Consider the following 21,687-nt stretch of genomic DNA (forward strand, 5'->3'; position numbering starts at 1 on the left):
TAGGAGGCTCCGAAAGAGCCAGGATTTATGGTACATTTCAAGTTTCTATAAACAAGGAGCTCCTGAGGAGCTATTTTGGCATAATCTCTGTCAGTTTTTATTTCTAAAATTTCCTGGTCTGGCCATAACGGCGTAGGCGTTTCCTGTTTATAGAAAGATATTAAGCACACCAATTCCCTGACTCCATCGGAGTCTCCTGGAATTTTTAATCAATTAAATTTGGGCGAATTAATTTTCGGATAGGAGGCTCCGGAAGAGCCAGGATTTATGGTACATTTCAAGTTTCTATAAACAAGGAGCTCCTAAGGAGCTATTTTGGCATAATCTCTGTCAGTTTTTATTTCTAAAATTTCCTGGTCTGGCCATAACGGCATAGGCGTTTCCTGTTTATAGAAAGATATTAAGCACACCAATTCCCTGACTCCATCGGAGTCTCCTGGAATTTTTAATCAATTAAATTTGGGCGAATTAATTTTCGGATAGGAGGCTCCGAAAGAGCCAGGATTTATGGTACATTTCAAGTTTCTATAAACAAGGAGCTCCTGAGGAGCTATTTTGGCATAATCTCTGTCAGTTTTTATTTCTAAAATTTCCTGGTCTGGCCATAACGGCGTAGGCGTTTCCTGTTTATAGAAAGATATTAAGCACACCAATTCCCTGACTCCATCGGAGTCTCCTGGAATTTTTAATCAATTAAATTTGGGCGAATTAATTTTCGGATAGGAGGCTCCGGAAGAGCCAGGATTTATGGTACATTTCAAGTTTCTATAAACACAAAGCTCCTAAGGAGCTAATTTTGGCATAATCTCTGTCAGTTTTTATTTCTAAAATTTCCTGGTCTGGCCGCAACGGCGTAGGCGTTTCCTGTTTATAGAGAGGTATGAAGCACACCAATTCCCCGACTCCATCAGAGTCTCCTGGAATTTTTAATCAATTAAATTTAGGCGAATTAATTTTCGGATAGGAGGCTCCGAAAGAGCCGGGAATTCGTGTGTCAATTCCAACTTGCTATAAACAGGAAGCTCCGCAGGAGCTGATAAACCAGCGTTGTAACAAAAAGCCAGCACAGCAAATTTCGCTATTCTGGCTTTTTTACAAAAAAATAAAAAATTAAATGTCTAAGCCTTAGCCGTTTGCAAAGCCCTCGATTCTTTTCTGTATTTGTCCAGATTGATAAGAAGAACGCTGCCCAAAATGATTACTAAACCCAGGATCTGAACAGAGGTTATACTTTCATTGGCGAAGAAAATCCCTAGCAATACTGCAACCACAGGATTTACATAGGCATGTGTACTCACTTTGGTGGTAGGCTGCACTTTCAGTAACCACACATAAGCGCTAAATCCTACAATTGATCCAAATATAGTAAGATAAAGAACTGACATCCATGCATCTAACGGAATTGTGCTCCATTGTATATCGTTAAATTCGCCGCTTACAAAGCCAAAAGGTACAAATGCTATGCCGGCTACAAACATTTGCCATGATGTTTTTACCATAATGGATCCGCTGGTGGCTTTATATTTGGAATATAAAGAACCGCCCGCCCAACACATTGAGCCAACGACCAACATCGCCAGACCAACTAATTCTGATTTGTTCTGAATAGTGGAGAAAGCACCTATTATTCTTTCGCTGAAAAGAACGATGACGCCGGTAAAACCAATCAATAGCCCGACGATGGTGGATCTGCTGCCAAGGTTTTCCTTCCATTTTGGTTTATCAAGAAGAATGAACCACATCGGGGCCGTAGAAACCATGATTGCAACCATCGCGCTTGGCAAAAACTGCTCAACCCAGATAACTATACCATTACTGAAAAAAAGAAGAAGTAAACCGCTGACTGCTGCCACCTTAATCGTCGGAATGTCAAATATATTTTCACCCTTTATCAAACACCAGATCATCATCAGCAAACCTGCTGCAATAAAACGCAGTGCTCCCAAAAGAAACGGATGAAAGCCTGTAAGTGCTTTTTGAATAAAAAAATACGTTGATCCCCACACGATATAAACCGTTGCGTAAGCCAGAACCATCATCAGGGTGGATGCACTTTTGTTTTGAACAGATTCCATGATTACTGTTTTTCAGGTATTACCAATTGTTGTTGTTCTTTTACAGTTTCCAAAACGATGGTTGTTCTGGTTGATAAAATATTGGGTATCTTACTAAAAGAATTCCGCATAAGACTCATTAAAGAGGATGAATCCGCAGTCCTTACTTTTATCAGATAACAATCTTCTCCGGCAATGTGATGCACTTCCTGCACTTCCGGAATTTTCGCCAGTTCCAGTCCTACGTTATTACTTCCAAGTCCATCCGCAGCTTTCATTGAAATAAAGGCAAGCAACTTTTGTTGCAGCGGAGCGGGATTCAGGCGGGTGGTATATTGCAGAATTACATTCTTCTGTTCCAGTTTTTTAACCCGTTCCAATACCGCAGACGGAGCCATTTCCAGCTCTCTTGCCAAATCTGCATTGGAAATACGTGCATTTTCCTGCATCAATCTAAGGATGCTAAAATCCACTTTGTCTAATATAATATCGTTTCCGTTCATTGTTCGGTAAAATTAATATAATTCAGAATTATATTCAAAATATTTGACTTATAATTTATTAATATTCGATTTGGTGAATTTTAAGCGTATATCTAAATTTTGTTGGACTGGAATTTTCTTTCACTGAGCTTCGTTTCGATAGTAGTATCGATAGATTCCATTTATAAGTTTGTCCATAATGCCATGGCTCGTAATTTTAATGAAGCGGTGAAAATGAGTAGCACAATTTCCACGACAACATATCAGGCTGCGCAGTCAGTAGCAAAAACGGTGGAGGAGCATTTTATCTTCCATCACGAAAATGCTAAAAGACATAATAAAGATGATTTTGCTCCCAAGCCTGATGCCCAGGTTATTGAGTCAATTATAGATACTACTTTCTGGGCAAGTTTGCGAAGGGAAGAAGGTCATTCGCCTTCTATTTCGCTTGCTTTTTTACCTCCGGAGCTTTCTGGTCAACCCTTGATTTTTGAGAACAGACTGACTTTTACGCCCGCAATTTTAACAAAACTTGCTCCGGCGGTTGAGCGTTCCGGAATTCATTTGGGCATATGGATTGACGGAGATGAACTTTATATCTGGGGGACAACGCGCGTGATCCCAAATCTTTGTTTTGTGCTGGAAGTTATTGAACCGGGAATGCTGGTGATCAAACATCGCAGGATTGACGGTTTCGGCAAATTTGTGAATGTGGCCGTGCTGAAAGGTGATCAGATCAAAATTGTGGATGATATCAGTGGGAAAATTCCTGATTGTCCAAATCTGGTGACCTCGCTTATTGGTTTCAATTCTTCTTCTCTTTGGAATGATTCTTTGAATGTGATGGTGCAGCTCGCTGTTTCCATGCGGGATCATAAAAGAGGCGGAATTTTGCTTGTAGTGCCTTCTGGCAGGGAAACCTGGCGTGATTCCATTATTCACCCGATTTCCTATTCGATCACACCAACATTTTCGGAGCTGGCTGAGTTGTACGAGCAGCATGAGACAGAATCTGAACATCCGATCTGGATCAATAAAATAACGAATGCAGTAAACCATATCGCCGGATTAACGGCTGTGGATGGTGCCACAATCATTAACGATCGCTTTGAACTGCTTGCTTTTGGAGTGAAGATCGGGCGTTCCACGTTTTCTTCACGTGTGGATAAAATCATGGTTACTGAGCCGATAGTAGGTAATGTTGCCTCTATCGTTCCGCCTGTACAAAATGGAGGAACCAGGCATTTATCGGCAGCGCAATTTGTTTTTGATCAACGGGATAGCCTTGCGCTGGTTGCCTCGCAAGACGGCCGGTTTACAATATTTTCCTGGTCTCCCTGTGATAATATAGTGCAGTCACACCGGGTGGATGCATTATTGTTTTAGCAAAAATACTTCATAAAATATAAAATCAGTTTAAAGCAAACGTCCAGATACTTTGCGGAAAACTGATTTTGTTGTTTGCTAGTCAGAATATTAGCTATTTCGTATAGCGATTAGCATGTCGGATTTCAAAAATATCCTGATCTTTTTGAAATAATATTTCGAAGAATTTAAAGTAATCTTAAAAGTTGTGCGTCTTCCTTAAAAAATGAGGAAATGTTAAGCCAGGGAATGACTACAGATACCGGAAATGCTATTGCGGGTACGATCAAAGAATACGGGAAACGTCTCTTTGGTTTTATTCGTAATAAGGTGCGGTCTGAGCAGGATGCTGAGGATATTTTGCAGGACGTCTGGTATCAGCTGAGCAATGTGATCAACATAGAAGAAATTGATCAGATGAGCGGTTGGCTGCATCAGGTTGCCCGTAACAAAATCATTGATAAATATAGAAAAAAAACTCCTGAATTACTGGACGACTTCACCTATGAAAATGAGGAAGACAGTTTCAGTTTAAGTGATATACTGCTGGCGGATAATTACACGCCGGAAACGGAATATATTCGTGAAGTTTTTTGGAAAGAATTATTTCTTGCTTTGGAAGAATTGCCTGAAAACCAGCGGCAGGTTTTTGTTTGGAATGAATTGGAAGATGTTACATTACAGGACATTGCCACGAATACAAATGAAAATCTGAAAACGATTATTTCGAGAAAAGGATATGCGGTAAAACATTTGCGAAAGCGGATGAAAACGGTGTACGATGAATTTTTTAATTAGAGAAACTTATTGATATGAATATGGACCCAAAGAATTTTAGAAGAAACAAAGCTAAATTTTTTCTATTTGTTCCGCTTATTATTGCGTTGGTCAGTACTGTTGTTATGTTGTTGTGGAATACGATTTTACCGGATTTGTTAGGCGTAAAACACATCACTTTCTGGCAGTCCGCCGGACTGTTGGTGTTATGCAAAATACTTTTTGGTGGTTTTGGTTTCTCAAAAGGTCATGGAGGTGGAGGAATGGATTTGAGAGAAAAATGGATAAGCAGGATGGGGAGTGAAGACAAACAGAAAATCCGGGAAGAATGGTTAAAACGTTGCCGGCAATGGAAAAAGGAGGACTAAGTTGAAAAAGGAAAGATGATAGTTGATTTGTAGTGTAAAGATTCGGGAGGATCTGGAAAGTCTATCGAAGAAAATTGAATTACTGGAATAGAATTTATATATAAAAAGCAATCCTTTTAGCGGGATTGCTTTTTTGCGTTAAATTATTCCCGTAAGTTGTCGGGGGTAATAAATAGATTTGGAATGAGGATTTATATATATAATCGTAACCGGAATAAATAATATTAATTTTTGTTTAAATTATTTCGAAATTTGTTCAACAGCAGAAAATTGGCACCACGACAGAACAGGTGATTTGCTATGTTTGTTTATCCTTTTTGAAGATTAGAAATGATTATTGTGCGGTATGAATTTTGGAACCCTGAACAGTGTCGAAAGAGAAAGAGCCACGTAAATGGACGAAAAGTAACAGTAAGGTAAACTCAACGATGGACTTCTTAAAGAAAGAACTTTATAATTTAATCAGTAGCCAGGAAAATGTTTTTGATTTTATCCAGGACTTTGGTCTGGATGGCTTTTGGTATTGTGACGTTGAAAAACCAACAAATCAATGGGTAAATCCTAAATTATGGAATGGGTTGGGTTATAGTTTACAGGATATTTCTCAATTTAAAATTGGCATTCAGGCAATTGTTTTTAAGGAGGATATTGAAGAATTATTAAACGGTGCATTAAGCCATTTTCAATCTTCTGATAGTATTTTTAACCTGACGGTGCGGTTTATAGAAAAGGGTCAGCACACGGCCTGGATGTTTTGCCATGTTAAATGTATCCGTGATGAGCGTGGAAAACCGTTTCGGTTTTTGTGTGGTGTGGTGAAAAATCAAATTAATGAGGAAAATAATAATGAAGAATCCAGATTTTACAAATCTGTTTTAAATAGTCAGTCCATATATATTACGCGGATTAACTGGGAAGGTACTTATACTTATGTGAATGATTTTTTCTGTCAGGCTTTTGGTTATGACAAAGAGGAAATAACAGGCAAAAATTCGCTGCTGACTATCGTTAAAGAAGACCATCCAAAATGCTTTGAAATTGGACGAAAATGTTTTGAAAGGCCTGGTGTGCCATTTAAAATAGTTCTGCACAAACAAGACAAGGCTCAGAATATAAAAGCAAGTGAATGGGAATTCACCGGGATAAGAAATGAAGATGGAAATTTCAGCGAAATACTTTGTATAGGCTATGACGTTACCGGCAAAGTCAAAATAGAAAGGGATTATTCTGCATTGGTTTCCAACATGACTGATGTTCTTTTCATCATCAATCCCGAAGGTGTATTTGCTTATGTAACACCCAGCTGGACAAAAATATATGGCTATGAAGTCAGTGAAACCATAGGGCGGGTTTTTTCTGAATTTGTTCATCCCGATGATGTTGAACGTTGTTTTGAGGCGCTTTCTGCAACGTATGAATCGGGAGTTTCCTTGCCGTCGGTAGAGCACAGGATCAAACACAAAGACGGTTCGTGGTATTGGAGCAGCACGAGGGCAAGTATTGATCCGGTAAATGGAGAAATGGTTTTGACCAGTCATGATATTACCAAAAGGAAATTTGACGAGGAAAAGTTAAAAGAACTGGCCCTGGTAGCGGCAAATACTACCGATATGATTGTTACAACCGATGCCGACGGAGTCATAACCTGGGTGAATGATGCTTTTCAAAAGCGCTCGGAATATTCGATGGATGAGATTATCGGGAGGAGGCCGTCTGAACTCGTACAGGGGCCGGATACAAGTATGGAAACCAGAAAAAGGCTGCGCCAGGGTTTGGCCAACAAAGTTTCCATGAGTGAAATTATTCTCAATTATTCCAAATCCGGGGAACAATACTGGATTGATCTTAACATAAATCCGATTATTGATGAGCATGGAAAATGCACGCATTTTATTGCAGTAATGCGTGATATTTCAGTTTTTAAACAGGCTCACGAGGAATTAAGACGAACGAAGGAATTGCTCGAACAAACCAGCGAAGTTGCCAGGATTGGCGGCTGGGAATTTTATTTTCAGGAAAAGATCTTAACCTGGTCGGACCTTATAAAAGAAGTTCACGGAGTATCACCTGATTTTGTGCCGGATGTTGAAAATGTGATGCAGTTTTATACTACGTCGGATAAGCAAAAACTAGAAATTGCTTTTACCAATTGTATAAATTCAGGAATACCGATAAATGAGGAAATTCAGTTAACAACACTTGCGGGTAAGGAGCTATGGGTCAGGGTAGTTGGCAAGGCGGATTATCAGGATGGGATCTGTACCCGAATATTCGGAACGTTTCAGGATATTGACGAGCTGAAAAAGGCTGAGGAATTAAGCCATAAAAACTCTGAAATGTTAAGGAAATTGTCTGAGCAGGTTCCCGGGACATTGTATCAATTCCAGATTTTTGATGACGGCAGGATTAAATTCCCCTATGTTTCCAAAGATCTGATACACGTGTTAAGCTTTCATGCCGATGGTAAATTCATTGATCCCCAGTCTTTAACCACAAATGTTCATCATGAGGATAAGGAGAAATTTATCAAGTCGATAAAATTGTCCAAAGAAACACTTCAAAACTGGGATCTTGATTACAGGATACTAAGCCCGGTGCTGGGTGAGCGATGGCTGCGGGGCGAGTCAATTCCTGAAAGGTTGGAAGATAGCGTTTTATGGCATGGCTATTTGCAGGATATCACGGACAGAAAACAGGAGGAACAGGAAATTTCACAGTCTGAAATTAAATACAGGACTTTGTATAATTCCACGAGTGATGCGGTTATGTTGCTAAACGGTGACGGCTTTTTTGACTGTAATACTTCTACTTTAAAAATGTACGAAATCGATTCCTTTAAGGAATTCTACGCTTTGAGCCCGATGGATCTTTCTTATCCATATCAATCTGACGGGAGAGATTCAGCAAAAACAATTCTCGAATATAGTGTGCTGGCTCTTCAAAATGGAAGTTGTCGTTTTGAATGGGAACAAAAGCGCATGAAATCCGGAGAAATATTTTCAGTAGAAATTTTACTAAACTCCATCGATTTAAACGGGGCTCAAATTTTGCAATCCGTTGTCCGGGATATCACCGAACGTAAGTTTGCTGAACAGGAAATTCGTCATGCACGGCAACAGGCAGAAGCTGCGAGCAAATCAAAATCAGAGTTTCTTACTAATATGAGTCATGAAATCCGGACACCTTTAAATGGTGTTATCGGTTTTACGGATCTGCTCATGAAAACGGATCTTGACTCAACACAGCATCAGTATCTTTCGATGGTATTTCAGTCGGCAAATTCGTTGCTTGATATTATTAATGATATTCTGGATTTTTCCAAAATTGAGGCAGGCAAGCTGGAACTGGCAATTGAAAAAATAGATTTGCTTGAAATCTGTGGTCAGGTTACGGATATGATTACCTACCAGGCGTATCAGAATGACTTGGAAGTTTTACTAAACATTGCTTCCAACGTGCCGAGATATATTTGTGTTGACCCGGTGCGTCTGCGTCAAATTCTGATTAATTTATTAGGAAATGCAGTCAAATTTACTGAAAATGGAGAGATCGAACTTAAAGTAGATGTGTTGAAGGAATCGGGGGATGATACTACTTTCAGGTTTTCGGTGAGAGATACCGGTATTGGAATAAATTCGAAAAATCTGCAAAAGATTTTCGAGGCATTTTCTCAGGAAGACGCGTCTACGACAAAAAGATTTGGTGGTACCGGTTTGGGATTGCCAATTTCAAATAAGCTTTTGGCGCTCATGAACAGTGAGTTACAGCTAGAAAGTATTTCTGGCAAAGGGAGTACTTTTTATTTTGATGTAACATTTAAATCGTTCAACAATTCATTTCTGGACTGGTCCAATATTGAATCCGTCCAGAAAATTCTAATCGCAGAGAATAATGTAGCAAATGGCATTATTTTGAAAAACATGTTAGCAAACCGGCAGATTGAGTCAGAAATCGTTCGCACAGGCCAGGCAGTTATTGAAAAACTTAAAGCGGGGAATCTGTATGATGTGATTTTGATGGAGTATCATTTACCGGATCTTGACGGAATAACAGTGGCCCGGAAAATAAGAGAAATGTACATGCATTCAGAATCCGAGCAGATAATCATCCTTCTCAACCGCTCTTCGGATGATAAAGATATTAGTATTTTGTCCGAGGAATTACATATTGTTCAGTTGACCAAACCAGTTAAAATTCAGAAACTCTTTAACATATTATTAAAACTTGATAGACGTGACGAAGAGCCATCTGAAAATGTTGATAATAGTAAAGAATTGAAAGACAGTCATATAAAAACCGAAAAAATAACGATCCTCATAGCGGAGGATAATAAAATAAACATGATTCTGGTCAAAACTTTTTTAAACAAAATCCTGACCAATGCAAAGCTCATAGAAGCCGCTAACGGAAAAGAAGCCGTAAAACTTTTCATATCGGAAAAACCGGATCTTATTTTAATGGATGTGCAGATGCCTGAAATGAATGGGTATGAAGCGGCATCGGAAATAAGAAAACTGGAAACAGGTAAAAGAATTCCAATTCTTGCATTAACTGCCGGAACTTTAAAAGGTGAAAAAGAGCGATGTGTAGAAGCAGGAATGGATGATTATCTTACCAAGCCCATCCTAAAAGATACGTTGCAAAATGTTTTAGATCAGTGGCTTAGTTAAAAATGAGCGGATATTCGTAATTATACGAATGTCCGTGTACCTGCATAGTTTTCACGGAATTCCTTTGGGGTGCAGCCATTTTTATTTTTAAAGATCCGGTTGAAATAAGACAGATTATTAAACCCGCATTTGTAAGCGATCTCGGAAATTGTATTGGTAGTATCGATCAAGGAGCGGGAAGTATGTCCCAGCCTTATTTCATTAAGACTTTCAATAAATGTTTTTCCGGTTCTTTTTTTGATAAATCTGCTGAAAGAAACTTCTGTCATTCCGGCCAGTTTTGCCACACCTTCCAGGGTGATTTCCTTATCGTAATTGTCCCGCATATAGGCAAATACCTTTTCAATTCTCCGGCTGTTGAAATTAATATTTTCATCCGTAAAAGTGCTGTTGGAAAGTACCCGCATGTTTCTTGAAACTGATAAATCGTGCAAAATTGACATTAATTCCAGCATAGAATCGAAGCCGCTTTTTTTGGTAAGAGCCATCAATCGTGGCATAATTCTGTCAATTGTATCTTTCGAAAAAGAAATTCCTCTGACCGATTTGTCCAAAAGTGATCTTATAAAAAAAAGCTGGTTTCTTCTGAGTAATTTGTCATCAAACAAATCCCGGTGAAATTGTAAGGTAATTTCTTCCACCTCGGGCATTCCTTCTTCCCATTTATATTGATTCGTAAACCAGCCATGCGGAAGGTTATTTCCTACCAATACCAATTCGGCATCATCAATGATTTCTGTATGATCTCCGACAATACGTTTTACACCTTTTCCCCCAAGGATCAGGTTTAACTCAAATTCGTCATGATTGTGAAGAGGAAAGTCAAAAGACTTCTTTTTTCTTGTAAAAATTGTAAAGCAATCGTACTGTGTTAATGGAGTGATTTCACGGTAAACTTCAATCATTTCAATTTATTTTGATGTCATATTGGATCAAATATAAATATTAAAAGTGATTATTTGTACCATATTCAAGTGCTTTTATTTTATTTTAATATGAATATATTTTAGCCGCTTAGTATAATTGAGGATACTTTAAAAATTGTATCTGTTTTTTATTTACAATAAATAATTAAAATTACCATGTATAAAAGTTTTTATTTATGAAGTGATTGATAAAATAGTACTATGTTTAGGATGGGAATTGTATATAATTTTATAGACTTATTTATGAAATAAACTTATGTCAGTTTTTAAAACCCGGCTAAAACAATTGGAGGAAGAGCACCGGCAACTGCTTGATCTTAAAAATCAGATAATTTGGCCCGGAAACGGAATCTACGATCGTTTTGTACATCCGGTTTTGACAGCTGCTCACGCACCCATTTTCTGGGAGTATGATTTGAATCCGGATACCAATCCGTTTTTGATGAAACGTTTTGAAATCAATGCGACTTTTAACGCCGGCGCAATAAAACATGATGGCAAATATCTGGTTGTGGCACGTGTTGAAGGCTCGGACAGGAAGTCATTTTTTGCCATAGCAGAAAGCCCGAATGGTGTGGATAACTTTAAATTCTGGGATCATCCTGTCGTACTGCCTGAAAATGATGAGCCAGACGTTAACGTTTACGATATGCGTTTAACCAAACATGACGATGGATTTATTTACGGACTTTTTTGTACCGAACGCAAAGATCCGAACGCAAAACAGGGAGACGAATCATCGGCCATTGCCCGGTGCGGAATTGCAAGAACAATAGATTTGAAAACCTGGATACGTCTGGCAGATCTGGTAACACCATCGCCACAGCAACGAAATGTGGTTTTACATCCGGAATTTGTAAACGGGAAATATGCTTTTTATACCCGTCCCCAGGATGGATTTATTGAACCAGGTTCGGGCGGCGGAATTGGTTTTGGCTATTCCGAAACGATTGATAATGCTGTTGTTGAAAAAGAATATATTGTTGACCAGAAACATTATCACACAGTTTACGAAGTAAAAAACGGCCAGGGACCGGCACCGATCAAAACGGAAAAAGGTTGGCTTCATTTGGCTCACGGTGTAAGAAATACCGCTTCTGGCTTACGTTATGTACTTTATATGTTCATGACAGATCTGCATGATCTGACCAAAGTGAGCTGCAAACCCGGCGGTTATTTCATCGCTCCCGAGGGCGAAGAAAGGATCGGTGACGTTTCCAATATAACTTTTTCAAACGGCTGGATCCTGGACGATGATGGAACAGTTTTCATTTATTATGCTTCTTCCGATACCCGTTTACATGTAGCAACTTCTTCCCTTGAACAACTGCTTGATTACGTAACGAATACACCGGCAGACGGACTCCGTTCGGCAGCTTCGGTCGAAACATTAATTACTATTATTGATAAAAATCTTACTCTTATCCGTAAATGACAGAATTCTGCTAAGCTCTTAATTACCCATTTTATTTTTTAATTTTATGCTAAAACCCCTACTTATTGCCGGATTTACTTTATTGGTAAGTCACTCAGGATTTGCACAAATTGATACCAAAGCCACCAAGGAAACCAAAGCATTATATCGCAATCTTGGTGAATTATCGAAAAAATATATTTTGTTCGGCCACCAGGCTGCGACGGAATATGGCCACGGCTGGTCGGGAGATGAAAATCGCTCAGATGTGAAATCTGTCACCGGCTCGCATCCGGCCATTATTGGCGCGGATTTCAGCGGATTGTCCGGACATCCAAAAGATCAGATTGAGAAGAATGCAGAATCGCTCAGGAAAAATGTTGTGGATACTTACAACAGGGGAGGAGTAACGACAATGGCCTGGCATTTCAACAATCCGGCTTCCGCAGGCGGTTTTTATTGGAAAGATTCGGTCTCGGCAAAAGCCATAGCGCTGATCAAACCAGGCGGATCTCATCATGAAAAGTATAAGGAAATCCTGAAAACGATTGCAGATTTTGCACATTCGGTAAAAGGAAAAGACGGAACGCTTGCACCCATGATTTTTCGTCCATATCATGAACTGGATGGCGACTGGTTTTGGTGGGGAAAAGGACATTGTTCCCGGGAAGATTTAATCGAAGTCTGGCAATTCACTGTTTCTTATCTGCGCGACGAGTTGGGTGTGCATAATTTTATTTATGCCTTTTCACCAGATTGCAAGTTTACAACCGAGCAGGAATATCTGGAAAGGTACCCAGGCGATAAATGGGTGGATTTGGTAGGTTTTGATGATTATGCAGATTTTGGCCGGGATGGGAAATACAATCTGAAAGCGGGTGTGCAAAAGCTGAAAATCGTTTCAGATTATGCGAAAAAGGCAAATAAACTGGCAGCCTTTACGGAATCCGGACTGGAATCAATTCCTGATAAAAACTGGTGGACAGAATCGCTTTTAAAATCCCTGAAAGCGGAAAAAGTTAACCTTGCTTATGTTTTGGTATGGCGAAATGATTCTAAAAGCCCTACCCATTTTTATGCTCCTTTTCCCGGGCAAGTGAGCGTTCCCGATTTCATGACTTTTTATAATGATCCCTATACTTTATTTGAAAAGGATCTGAAAAGTATTTACCGTTAAAAGAAACAGCGAATTTCTGTTTTAAAACCGGAGGATTATCAATCAATAACTTTATATTTGCAACGTAGATGCATATGTAAAGTTATTTCAATTATGGACAATCAAACACAAATAAACGTATACCTGATCACAGGTTTTTTAGGAGCAGGTAAAACCACTTTGCTGAATAACCTGCTGAAAAGTCTGGAAGGTAGCAGAAATGTGGTCATTGAAAATGAATTTGGAAAAGCATCAATCGACGGAACGCTGATATCAAAACAATACAGCCAGTTGTATGAGCTAAATAACGGGTGCATTTGCTGTTCGCTGGATGAAGAATTATACGATGTTCTGAACATGCTGGCTTTCAGCGATGAGCGTCCGGAAAATCTTTTTATTGAAACTACGGGTATTGCAGATGCCGGAACAGTGGCTGAAATTTTTAAACGGGAAGATGTCATCAAGGTTTTTAAACTGAAAAAAGTAATCTGTGTCACCGATGCCGAAACGGTTGAAGATTATCTTAATGAAACTGAAGAAACAATCCGCCAGATTGTCGTTTCTGATTTAGTTATCATCAATAAGACAAATTTTGTATCAGCGAATTACCTGGTAAAACTGGAAAATCTTATGCATTCCATTAATCCTTTTGCCGAAATTTTTCTATCTTCTGACGGACAAATTCCATTGGAGATACTGGAAAATAAAAGAGATGACAACTTTGATATAAGTGAAAAGCCAGATGCTATTTTTACCCACGCAAGCGGTCATAAAATAAAAACGGTAACCTTCAAAACGGAAAACGAGTTTTACAAAGATTACCTGATCCATACTTTAAATGTGTCCCTGATGTTACATTACAAACAGATTTATCGTATTAAAGGATTTATCAAACTGGAAGGCAGCAACGAAAAAATACTAGTGCAATCCACCGGGAAAAGACTCACCCTGGAAAGTTATGGCACCTGGAATGAAAACGAAATACCGGTTTCTGAGCTTGTATTTATTGGACTGGGTTTGGAGTTATCCTCAATTCAAAGAATTTTGCGTCCGGCGATCAAAAAAATAGCTGCGGAAAAGCTAAAATCCATGAAACTGTCAATTTTAAAAGGCTAATTGACTAAAAAAACACCCTTCATTTTTTCTAAACAGCGATAATCGCTAAATTGGCTTATCTCTACTCAAAGCCCGTTAATTTTGAAAACTTCTACCTTCTCATCAGATCAGCCCGGCTATGGCCAGGCAAAAAATTACAAGTTAATCAAGTCTGTTTTTCTGTTATGTTTTCTTCTTTCGATAAGTCCTTTTTTGTATGCACAAAAGGGAAAAGTGAACGAAGATTCAATTTATATCAGGGAACATTATTCCAAGATAGAACGGATGATCCCGATGCGTGACGGGATTAAATTATTTACCGCCATTTATATTCCCAAGGATATTTCTGCAAGTCAAAAATATCCGATTTTACTGAACCGCACACCTTATAACAGCGCGCCATATGGGGAAACACTTTTCAAAACGTCACTCGGGCCGTCCATGAGTTTTGCCAGGGACGGATTTATTGTTGTTTATCAGGATGTTCGTGGGAAGTATATGTCAGAAGGCGGTTTTGAAGCGTATCGTCCTTTTATTGCCAATAAAAAGAGTTCGAAAGACACTGACGAAAGCTCTGATACTTTTGATACGATTGAATGGCTTCTCAAAAATATTCCGGATAATAATGGCCGTGTAGGTTCCTGGGGCATTTCTGCACCCGGCTATTATGCAACTATGACAGCCGTTGATGCGCATTCAGCCTTAAAAGTTGCATCCCCGCAGGCACCGGTTACGGATTGGTACATGGGTGACGACCGCCATCATAACGGAGCATTTTTCCTTATGGGCACATTTTCTTTTATTTCCTCATATGGTGCTTCACGTCCTGTTCCGACTCCAAAAGGCACACCCCCTTTTTCTGCTTATGGAACGCCTGATTCCTACGAATTTTATAAAAAACTGGGGCCGCTTAAAAATGTGAATGAGAAGATTTTCAAAAACGAAAACCGGATATGGAACCAATTGATGGAGCATGAATCCTATGATGATTTCTGGCAGGCCAGGACTCCGGTTCCTTATTTGAAAAATATAAAGCCTGCTATGCTGGTAGTAGGCGGCTGGTTTGATCAGGAAGATTTGTATGGTCCGCTCAAAACGTATGGCGGGATTGAAAATAACAAACCGAAATCCCCCAACCTGCTTGTTATGGGGCCGTGGATTCATGGAGGCTGGTCACGCGGGACCGGGGAATCTTTGGGAAATATTCGTTTCGGCTCCAAAACAAGTTCTTTTTACCAGACGTCCATTGAGCTGCCGTTTTTTAATCATTACCTGAAAGACAAACAGGATCCGTCTTTGCCGAAGGCGTATATCTTTGAAACAGGTTCTAATGAATGGAAAAAGTATGACCAATGGCCGCCGAAAAATACGGTTGAAAAAAAATTGTTCCTTCATGCAAACGGAAAACTTTCCTTCGAAGCGCCAACTGTAAAAACAACATCTTTTGACGAATATATCAGTGATCCTGCAAAACCGGTACCCTACACTTCGGAGATCAGGATTATTCGGGGTAGTGATTATATGTATGAAGATCAGCGGTTTGCTGCAAGCCGGCCGGATGTTCTGGTTTACGAATCCGATGTTTTGAAAGAAGATGTCACGATTTCGGGTAATGTGTTCGCCAACCTTTTTGTTTCAACAACAGGTACTGATGCAGATTTTGTTGTAAAATTAATTGATGTTTACCCCGGCGATGCACCGAATAACAGTCCGGTTAATCCGTCTATGAAAATGGGTGGTTTTCAATTACTCATCCGCGGAGAGGTGATGCGTGCAAAATTCAGAAACAGTTTCTCCAAACCGGAAGCCATGGTTCCGAATAAAGTGGAACATGTTAAATTTGATATGCAGGATGCGGCGCACAGCTTCAAAAAAGGGCACAAAATCATGATCCAGGTACAAAGTTCATGGTTTCCGTTGGTTGACCGTAACCCTCAGAAATTTGTCAATATTTATAAAGCATCGGAAGGGGATTTTCAATCTGCAAAACATAGAATTTATACGTCCGGCGGCAATGCGTCGTATGTTGGTGTGCGCGTGGTTGACTAATATTGAGTTGGAAACATAAACAAAAAATCCGCAAAAAGACAATTTCTCTTTGCGGATTTTTTGTTTTACTGTCGTATGATTTTACTTCAACTGACTTGAAATTTTATTCGTTTCTCAGCTTATTGAGCCTGTCAATCAGATGAATCAGTTCGCTTTCGGCAACACTTATTTCTTTTAATTCACCGGTATCAATAACGTTTCCGGCAGGATCGTAAACATTTTTGAAATCTTCACTTACCTCTGGATTTTCATTATTTTCTGAGGCATATTCAGTCGTCAGATCCATGTCTGTTTTATCAAACTCGATCTGTTGTCTTTTAGCCATTATTTTCTCTTGCAGCTCTTTTATTTCCCGCTCTTTTTGGTCTTGCATAATTTTAATATTTAATCATTTTAAATATTTGTTCAAAAACCAGGCCAGCGTTTCCGGTTGTGATTTTAACGTTATAATCACCAAAAATCGTTAAATTGTAACCACTGTTATCAATTTGTTTATTTCATTTTGATAATTGACTTCTATTTTGATAAACATCTGTTTTGTTGAAATGTTTATTTTTTAATATTAACTAATTGATTTTTAGTTTACTACAAATTTAAAAATAGTTTGGAACGCTATTTCAAGTACTCAACATTATGATTTAAATTTTTATATTATGATAACGCAATTTCAGGTTATTGGCTTATTGAAAGAAGAATTACCGAAGATTACCCATGACGGAAATTTTCAGGAAATTCCAAGAGCTTTTTCATCGATTCACGCAGCGATTTATTCCTTGTCTGATTTTACCAGAATTAATCTCGAACTAAAACATTTTCAAACTGCCAGAAAATGTTTTGCGCTAGCCGAAAAAATATATCTGGAAGGTGATATTATGGTGCAGCTGCTGATTGAAAAGGTATTTATTGATTCACTGGTTCTTGCGAAAAAAGCGAAGACGAAAAATCATCTGGCAATCCTTATTCCGCCAGCGCTTCAAAAGGTTTATCTCAAACACCTTGGTCCGCAAATACCTCCCAGCCATATTTGAAGATCATAATGATTACAACAACCAGGAATATAATCCTGACAAAGTCGTTTCCTTTTTTCAGTGCCAGTTTACTGCCAATGATATTTCCGGTTATGTTCATGACGGCCATAATCAGTGCAAGTTCCAGCATATAATTTCCCTGTTTTATGAAAACGATCAAAGCGGAAATGTTGGTGACACAATTGACAATTTTGGCATAGGCCGAGGCTTGGACAAATTCAAAACCCAGCACTACCACAAAAGCAAGTACAAAGAAACTTCCGGTACCCGGCCCGAAAAACCCGTCGTAAAATCCAATGATCAGGCCGATAAATGCGCCATAAATGATTTGTTTTCGATAAGGCAGTTCTTTTGTTTTGACCGATCCAAGATCCTTTTTGAAAAAAGTGTAAACAGCAATGGCAATCAGGATGAAAAGTATCAGTGGTTTCAGTACTTGCACGTTAATCAGGCTAACGATTCTGGCACCGGTAAATGAGGAAATAAAACAACTTAATGATATGACAAACAGTAATTTAAAGTCAAATGTTATTCTTTTGGCATAATGAAAAGCTGCGACAGAAGTTCCTGCCAGTGCGGCGATTTTATTCGTACCAAAAAGCGTAGCAATAGGAGCATTTGGAAAGCTGATCAATAAGGCAGGAATCTGGATTAACCCGCCACCGCCAACAACAGAATCTATAAAACCGGCAATGAAGGCAAGGGAACCGAGCGCAAGTAAAGTCCAGGAATTATAATCTGAAAGAAAGTTTGAAAACATTTGAGTCGTAGTAATTAGGGGATTTATGCTAAGCTAACAAGCAACTTTTTAATAAAAAAGGATTCGTATTTCATTCAAAATATTATTCTTTCATTATAATTTAAAATGTAGCTTTAACCTGATTAAATTTTGTTTATTTTAGGTGAAAAATAGTCTGAAAACGTCTCAGGCTGAAATGGTTGAAAATTTATTCTAACAAAAATGAAGCACAAAATGAAACAAGGATTCATCACAAAAGGAATTGTTCTGACTTTGACGGCTATGCTGATGTCGTCGCTTGTCTGGGCGCAGCAGGATAAAGCTAGCCGGCCAAGTCAGCCTCAAACGGCAACAGGAAAAGTTGGCGCAGCAACAATTACGATTAACTATTCAAGTCCTTCGGTGAAAGGACGGAAGGTATTTGGAGATCTGGTTCCTTTCGACAAAGTTTGGAGAGCAGGAGCAAACGAAGCGACCATTTTTGAAACGGATAAAGCAATCAAAATAGACGGAAAATCTTTACCAGCAGGAAAGTACAGTTTGTATGCACAGCCTGGTGAAAAGGAATGGACATTTTTCTTCAACTCGGAAGTTGGACAATGGGGAATTAAACGCACGGGTGAAACCACAAAAGATACTGCAAAGGATGTTTTGAGCGTGAAAGCAAAACCAGCTAAAAGTGCTTCATTAACTGAAAAACTGGCTTATGAAGTAACGCCAAAAGGATTTGTTTTGAAGTGGGAAAATACAGAAATACCGGTATCAATAAAATAATGTCAACAACAAAAAAAGACGGGCATCTGAAAATTTTCAGATGCCCGTCTTTTTTTGTTGTTTTAAATTGCTTGTCAAACAAGAACAACTTTGTCTGGTTCGGGATAGCTGTGAATAGATTCAACAGGATATTCCAGCGCAATTCTTTTTCCGGTTTCTTCGGCTACTTCCAAAAGTTGGAAAATTTTCTCTTCTCCTTCAATTTTCAGTGCCTGGTACAACAGATTCCCGTATTGAAATTCTTCGGAACCGAAACCATTGATCTGAGCAACAGACTGATAATGATCAAATAATTGTTTTCCTTTCATGGCTAATATTTTATTGGAGTGTTTCTTTTGCCTGAACAACAGATGCATGCAATAAAACAAAGGTTGCACGGCTTGGATGCGGATTATCATTTATTTTTATAAACGGCAAAATAAGCGGAAGAAAATGTAGGATTGCTATTAAAAATCAGCCCGTTATAATATTGTGTTGAAGTAAGGAACGCAGCCGTTTGCAGAACTGTTTGTTGTTGTACCCGTTTGTTCGTTTCCGGTTTCAGCAATTTTTGGTTTTATGGTTCAAAAAATTATACAAAATTACAGAGTTTCATTTAGCGGACTGAGTAGGGAAACATGGTTGTTGAGTCTGGTAATTCTAATAAATCGCTGTGGTTATATGGCCGTGCCTTTTATGAGCATGTACATTACTCAAAGTATGCACCGAAGTATAGCTGATGCTGGTTTGATCATCACACTTTTTGGTGTAGGCTCAGTTTTGGGCGCATTGGCAGGAGGTTATTTTACTGACAAAATCGGTTTCCGTCCTGTTCAGGTAATCAGCCTTGTTCTCAGTGGATCCATGTTTGCAATCTTTGGTCACATTGATGATTTTAATATACTTTGTGCTTTAACAGTTGTATTGAGCTTTTTTGTTGAAGGATTCAGGCCAGCCAATAATACGGCAGTTGCTTCTTATTCTTCTCCGGAAAACCTGACCAGATCTTACGCATTAAACAGACTTGCTACCAACGTCGGATTTGGTTTTGGAACCTCAGTGGGCGGGTTGCTTGCAGCGATTGACTATCATTTATTGTTTTGGGTTGATGGCGTGGTTTATACTTTGGCGGGAGTTCTTATTTTGGTTTTGTTACCAAAAGGAGAAAAAATCAAGAAAAAAACCATAGAAGAAAAAGAATCATTAATTGGACAATCTCCTTGGCAAGACATGTTTTTCGTGCGTTTTATTGTACTCGTTACCATTTACATGATCGCATTTGTACTTATTTTCCGCCTTGTTCCGGTTTATTGGAAAGAACAATGGGGAATTGGAGAATCTACGATCGGGATTTTGCTGGGCATGAATGGTGTCATCATTGCTCTTTTTGAAATGGTATTGATCCAGAATCTGGGTAGCCGGAAAACAGATGCATTTTATATTATTTCTGGTATTATATTGACTGCCATCGCCTTTCTTTTGCTAGTCGTTCCGGGTGTTGCGCCGATAATCATAGCGGCGGCGGCAGTTTTATTTTTTACAATGGGTGAAATGCTGACATTGCCTTATATCAGCACCATGATCATGAGCAGGGCAACGGAACTGAACCGTGGGAAATACTCAGCCGCATATTCTATGTCATGGGCTGTGGCACAAATAATTGGTCCGGCCGGAGGCGGTTTTATTGCTGCCCACTGGGGTTACAATAGTTTATGGCTGGTGCTGGTTTTGATGAGTTTTGGTTGTGCTTTGGGTTTTAAAATACTTTTCCGGAACCAGAGAGAGATTAAGGCTTTACGCCGGATTTAATGTCCGGCGTCCAGATTTTACGTTTTATATTTTCAGTTTACTTATTTTCTTTGCGTTGCACCGGCTTTGGCACGTAATTTGTACGTATATTGATTTATATTGAAGTGTGAATCACCCCATGCAAATTGATAAAAACACGATAAAACTTCTGAGAATTCCATTCTCATTTTTTCTAATGCCCCTGTTTTTGCTTGCTTTCAGTCAGGCAAAAAACATTGCTTATAATGAAGCTTCACTTTCCTTTTTTATCATTCATTTTTTGGTATATCCGGCAAGTAACGGTTACAATAGTTATATAGATCGCGACGAAGACAGTATTGGTGGTATTGAAAAACCTCCGATGCCGACGGAAGGCCTTTTTTACCTTACCGTATTTCTGGATGCACTGGCTGTTTCATTGGCTTATTTTTTTGTTAGTCACCTGTTTGCCATTTGTTTAATTCTTTACATCGCAGCTTCCCGCGCTTACAGTTCCAAACAGATCCGTCTGAAAAAATATGCGGTTATTGGTTTTCTGGTTGTTACTATTTTTCAGGGTGCTTTTACATACTACATGTCAATAGCGGGAATAACCGGAAATTCCTTACCTCTCAACCGCGACACTATTTTTATTCTTTTGGGCTGTTCGTTTCAAATTGCTGGTGCTTATCCACTTACACAAATTTATCAGCACAAACAGGATCTTCGGGACGGGATAACTACATTAAGTTATAAACTGGGATACAGAGGAACGTTCATTTTTACGGCACTTATGTTTGCCCTGTGTAATCTTTTTTACTATTTGTATTTTCAAAGCCAGGATTCTGGAATGATTTTTTTTATAATCCAGCTGTTCTTCTTACCAATCGTTCTGTACTTTTTTTACTGGTTTTATCTTGTCAATAAAAATATGGAAAATGCAAATTTCAGGAACACTATGCGGATGAACTGGATTGCCGCTCTTTGTATGAACAGTTGTTTTTTTGTACTCATTATTATCAATTTTTTCCTTTGAGTTATATC

General features: G+C 38.9%; 18 protein-coding genes. 12 read left to right on the forward strand and 6 right to left on the reverse strand.

The window, feature by feature from the left end; genetic code table 11:
* Positions 1–1,118 precede the first annotated feature (1,118 nt).
* Positions 1,119–2,075: an EamA family transporter gene (locus FDK13_RS25380; RefSeq protein WP_229216210.1), complete on the reverse strand. Its 957-nt coding sequence runs from the start codon at positions 2,073–2,075 to the stop codon at positions 1,119–1,121.
* Between the two features lie 2 nt (positions 2,076–2,077).
* Complete coding sequence (locus FDK13_RS25385; protein WP_137342827.1) at positions 2,078–2,557, reverse strand: Lrp/AsnC family transcriptional regulator; 480 nt, start codon at positions 2,555–2,557, stop codon at positions 2,078–2,080.
* 183 nt (positions 2,558–2,740) lie between these two features.
* Between FDK13_RS25385 and FDK13_RS25390 the strand changes: the two genes are divergently transcribed.
* The 4 genes from FDK13_RS25390 to FDK13_RS25405 all read left to right on the forward strand — a co-directional run bounded on the left by FDK13_RS25390 (position 2,741) and on the right by FDK13_RS25405 (position 9,716).
* On the forward strand, positions 2,741–3,922 hold the full coding sequence (locus FDK13_RS25390; protein WP_220417427.1) for a putative sensor domain DACNV-containing protein: 1,182 nt from the start codon (positions 2,741–2,743) through the stop codon (positions 3,920–3,922).
* 228 nt (positions 3,923–4,150) lie between these two features.
* Complete coding sequence (locus FDK13_RS25395) at positions 4,151–4,699, forward strand: RNA polymerase sigma factor (protein ID WP_137342828.1); 549 nt, start codon at positions 4,151–4,153, stop codon at positions 4,697–4,699.
* 14 nt (positions 4,700–4,713) lie between these two features.
* Complete coding sequence (locus FDK13_RS25400) at positions 4,714–5,046, forward strand: hypothetical protein (protein WP_137342829.1); 333 nt, start codon at positions 4,714–4,716, stop codon at positions 5,044–5,046.
* A 428-nt stretch (positions 5,047–5,474) separates the two neighbouring features.
* Complete coding sequence (locus FDK13_RS25405; protein ID WP_137342830.1) at positions 5,475–9,716, forward strand: PAS domain S-box protein; 4,242 nt, start codon at positions 5,475–5,477, stop codon at positions 9,714–9,716.
* Positions 9,717–9,736: 20 nt separating this feature from the next.
* Here FDK13_RS25405 and FDK13_RS25410 read toward each other — a convergent pair whose 3' ends face one another.
* The gene (locus tag FDK13_RS25410; RefSeq protein WP_137342831.1) at positions 9,737–10,621 is read right to left on the reverse strand and encodes an AraC family transcriptional regulator; all 885 of its coding nucleotides are present in this window, start codon (positions 10,619–10,621) and stop codon (positions 9,737–9,739) included.
* Positions 10,622–10,898: 277 nt separating this feature from the next.
* Here FDK13_RS25410 and FDK13_RS25415 point away from each other — a divergent pair, with 277 nt between their 5' ends.
* From FDK13_RS25415 to FDK13_RS25430, 4 genes are all read left to right on the forward strand, one after another.
* Positions 10,899–12,077, forward strand: coding sequence for a glycoside hydrolase family 130 protein (locus tag FDK13_RS25415; protein ID WP_137342832.1), 1,179 nt, complete (start codon positions 10,899–10,901; stop codon positions 12,075–12,077).
* 46 nt (positions 12,078–12,123) lie between these two features.
* Positions 12,124–13,233 carry a glycoside hydrolase family 26 protein gene (locus tag FDK13_RS25420; protein ID WP_137342833.1) on the forward strand — a complete coding sequence of 370 codons (1,110 nt, stop codon included), beginning with the start codon at positions 12,124–12,126 and terminating at the stop codon, positions 13,231–13,233.
* A gap of 93 nt (positions 13,234–13,326) precedes the next feature.
* Positions 13,327–14,328, forward strand: a complete 1,002-nt coding sequence (locus FDK13_RS25425) for a CobW family GTP-binding protein (protein WP_137342834.1) — start codon at positions 13,327–13,329, stop codon at positions 14,326–14,328.
* A gap of 81 nt (positions 14,329–14,409) precedes the next feature.
* The gene (locus tag FDK13_RS25430; protein ID WP_229216211.1) at positions 14,410–16,356 is read left to right on the forward strand and encodes a CocE/NonD family hydrolase; all 1,947 of its coding nucleotides are present in this window, start codon (positions 14,410–14,412) and stop codon (positions 16,354–16,356) included.
* Between the two features lie 103 nt (positions 16,357–16,459).
* Here the strand turns inward: FDK13_RS25430 and FDK13_RS25435 are convergent, their stop codons facing one another.
* Positions 16,460–16,729, reverse strand: a complete 270-nt coding sequence (locus FDK13_RS25435; RefSeq protein WP_137342836.1) for a hypothetical protein — start codon at positions 16,727–16,729, stop codon at positions 16,460–16,462.
* Between the two features lie 280 nt (positions 16,730–17,009).
* Here FDK13_RS25435 and FDK13_RS25440 point away from each other — a divergent pair, with 280 nt between their 5' ends.
* Positions 17,010–17,384, forward strand: a complete 375-nt coding sequence (locus tag FDK13_RS25440; protein WP_137342837.1) for a DUF7674 family protein — start codon at positions 17,010–17,012, stop codon at positions 17,382–17,384.
* On the opposite strand, the gene FDK13_RS25445 is transcribed toward FDK13_RS25440, so the two are convergent.
* A complete protein-coding gene (locus tag FDK13_RS25445) occupies positions 17,344–18,144 on the reverse strand; it encodes a sulfite exporter TauE/SafE family protein (protein ID WP_137342838.1) in 801 nt (266 codons plus the stop codon). The genes FDK13_RS25440 and FDK13_RS25445 overlap by 41 nt on opposite strands.
* A gap of 213 nt (positions 18,145–18,357) precedes the next feature.
* Between FDK13_RS25445 and FDK13_RS25450 the strand changes: the two genes are divergently transcribed.
* Entirely contained in the window at positions 18,358–18,897 is a 540-nt protein-coding gene (locus FDK13_RS25450) for a DUF2911 domain-containing protein (protein ID WP_137342839.1), read from the forward strand.
* 74 nt (positions 18,898–18,971) lie between these two features.
* Here the strand turns inward: FDK13_RS25450 and FDK13_RS25455 are convergent, their stop codons facing one another.
* Positions 18,972–19,205: a hypothetical protein gene (locus FDK13_RS25455; RefSeq protein ID WP_137342840.1), complete on the reverse strand. Its 234-nt coding sequence runs from the start codon at positions 19,203–19,205 to the stop codon at positions 18,972–18,974.
* A gap of 250 nt (positions 19,206–19,455) precedes the next feature.
* Between FDK13_RS25455 and FDK13_RS25460 the strand changes: the two genes are divergently transcribed.
* On the forward strand, positions 19,456–20,685 hold the full coding sequence (locus FDK13_RS25460) for an MFS transporter (RefSeq protein WP_137342841.1): 1,230 nt from the start codon (positions 19,456–19,458) through the stop codon (positions 20,683–20,685).
* Positions 20,686–20,803: 118 nt separating this feature from the next.
* Complete coding sequence (locus FDK13_RS36210; RefSeq protein ID WP_229216213.1) at positions 20,804–21,679, forward strand: UbiA family prenyltransferase; 876 nt, start codon at positions 20,804–20,806, stop codon at positions 21,677–21,679.
* Positions 21,680–21,687: the final 8 nt, after the last annotated feature.

Origin of the sequence: Dyadobacter frigoris (genome assembly GCF_005280585.1) — a bacterium.
Classification (GTDB): Bacteria; Bacteroidota; Bacteroidia; order Cytophagales; family Spirosomataceae; genus Dyadobacter; species Dyadobacter frigoris.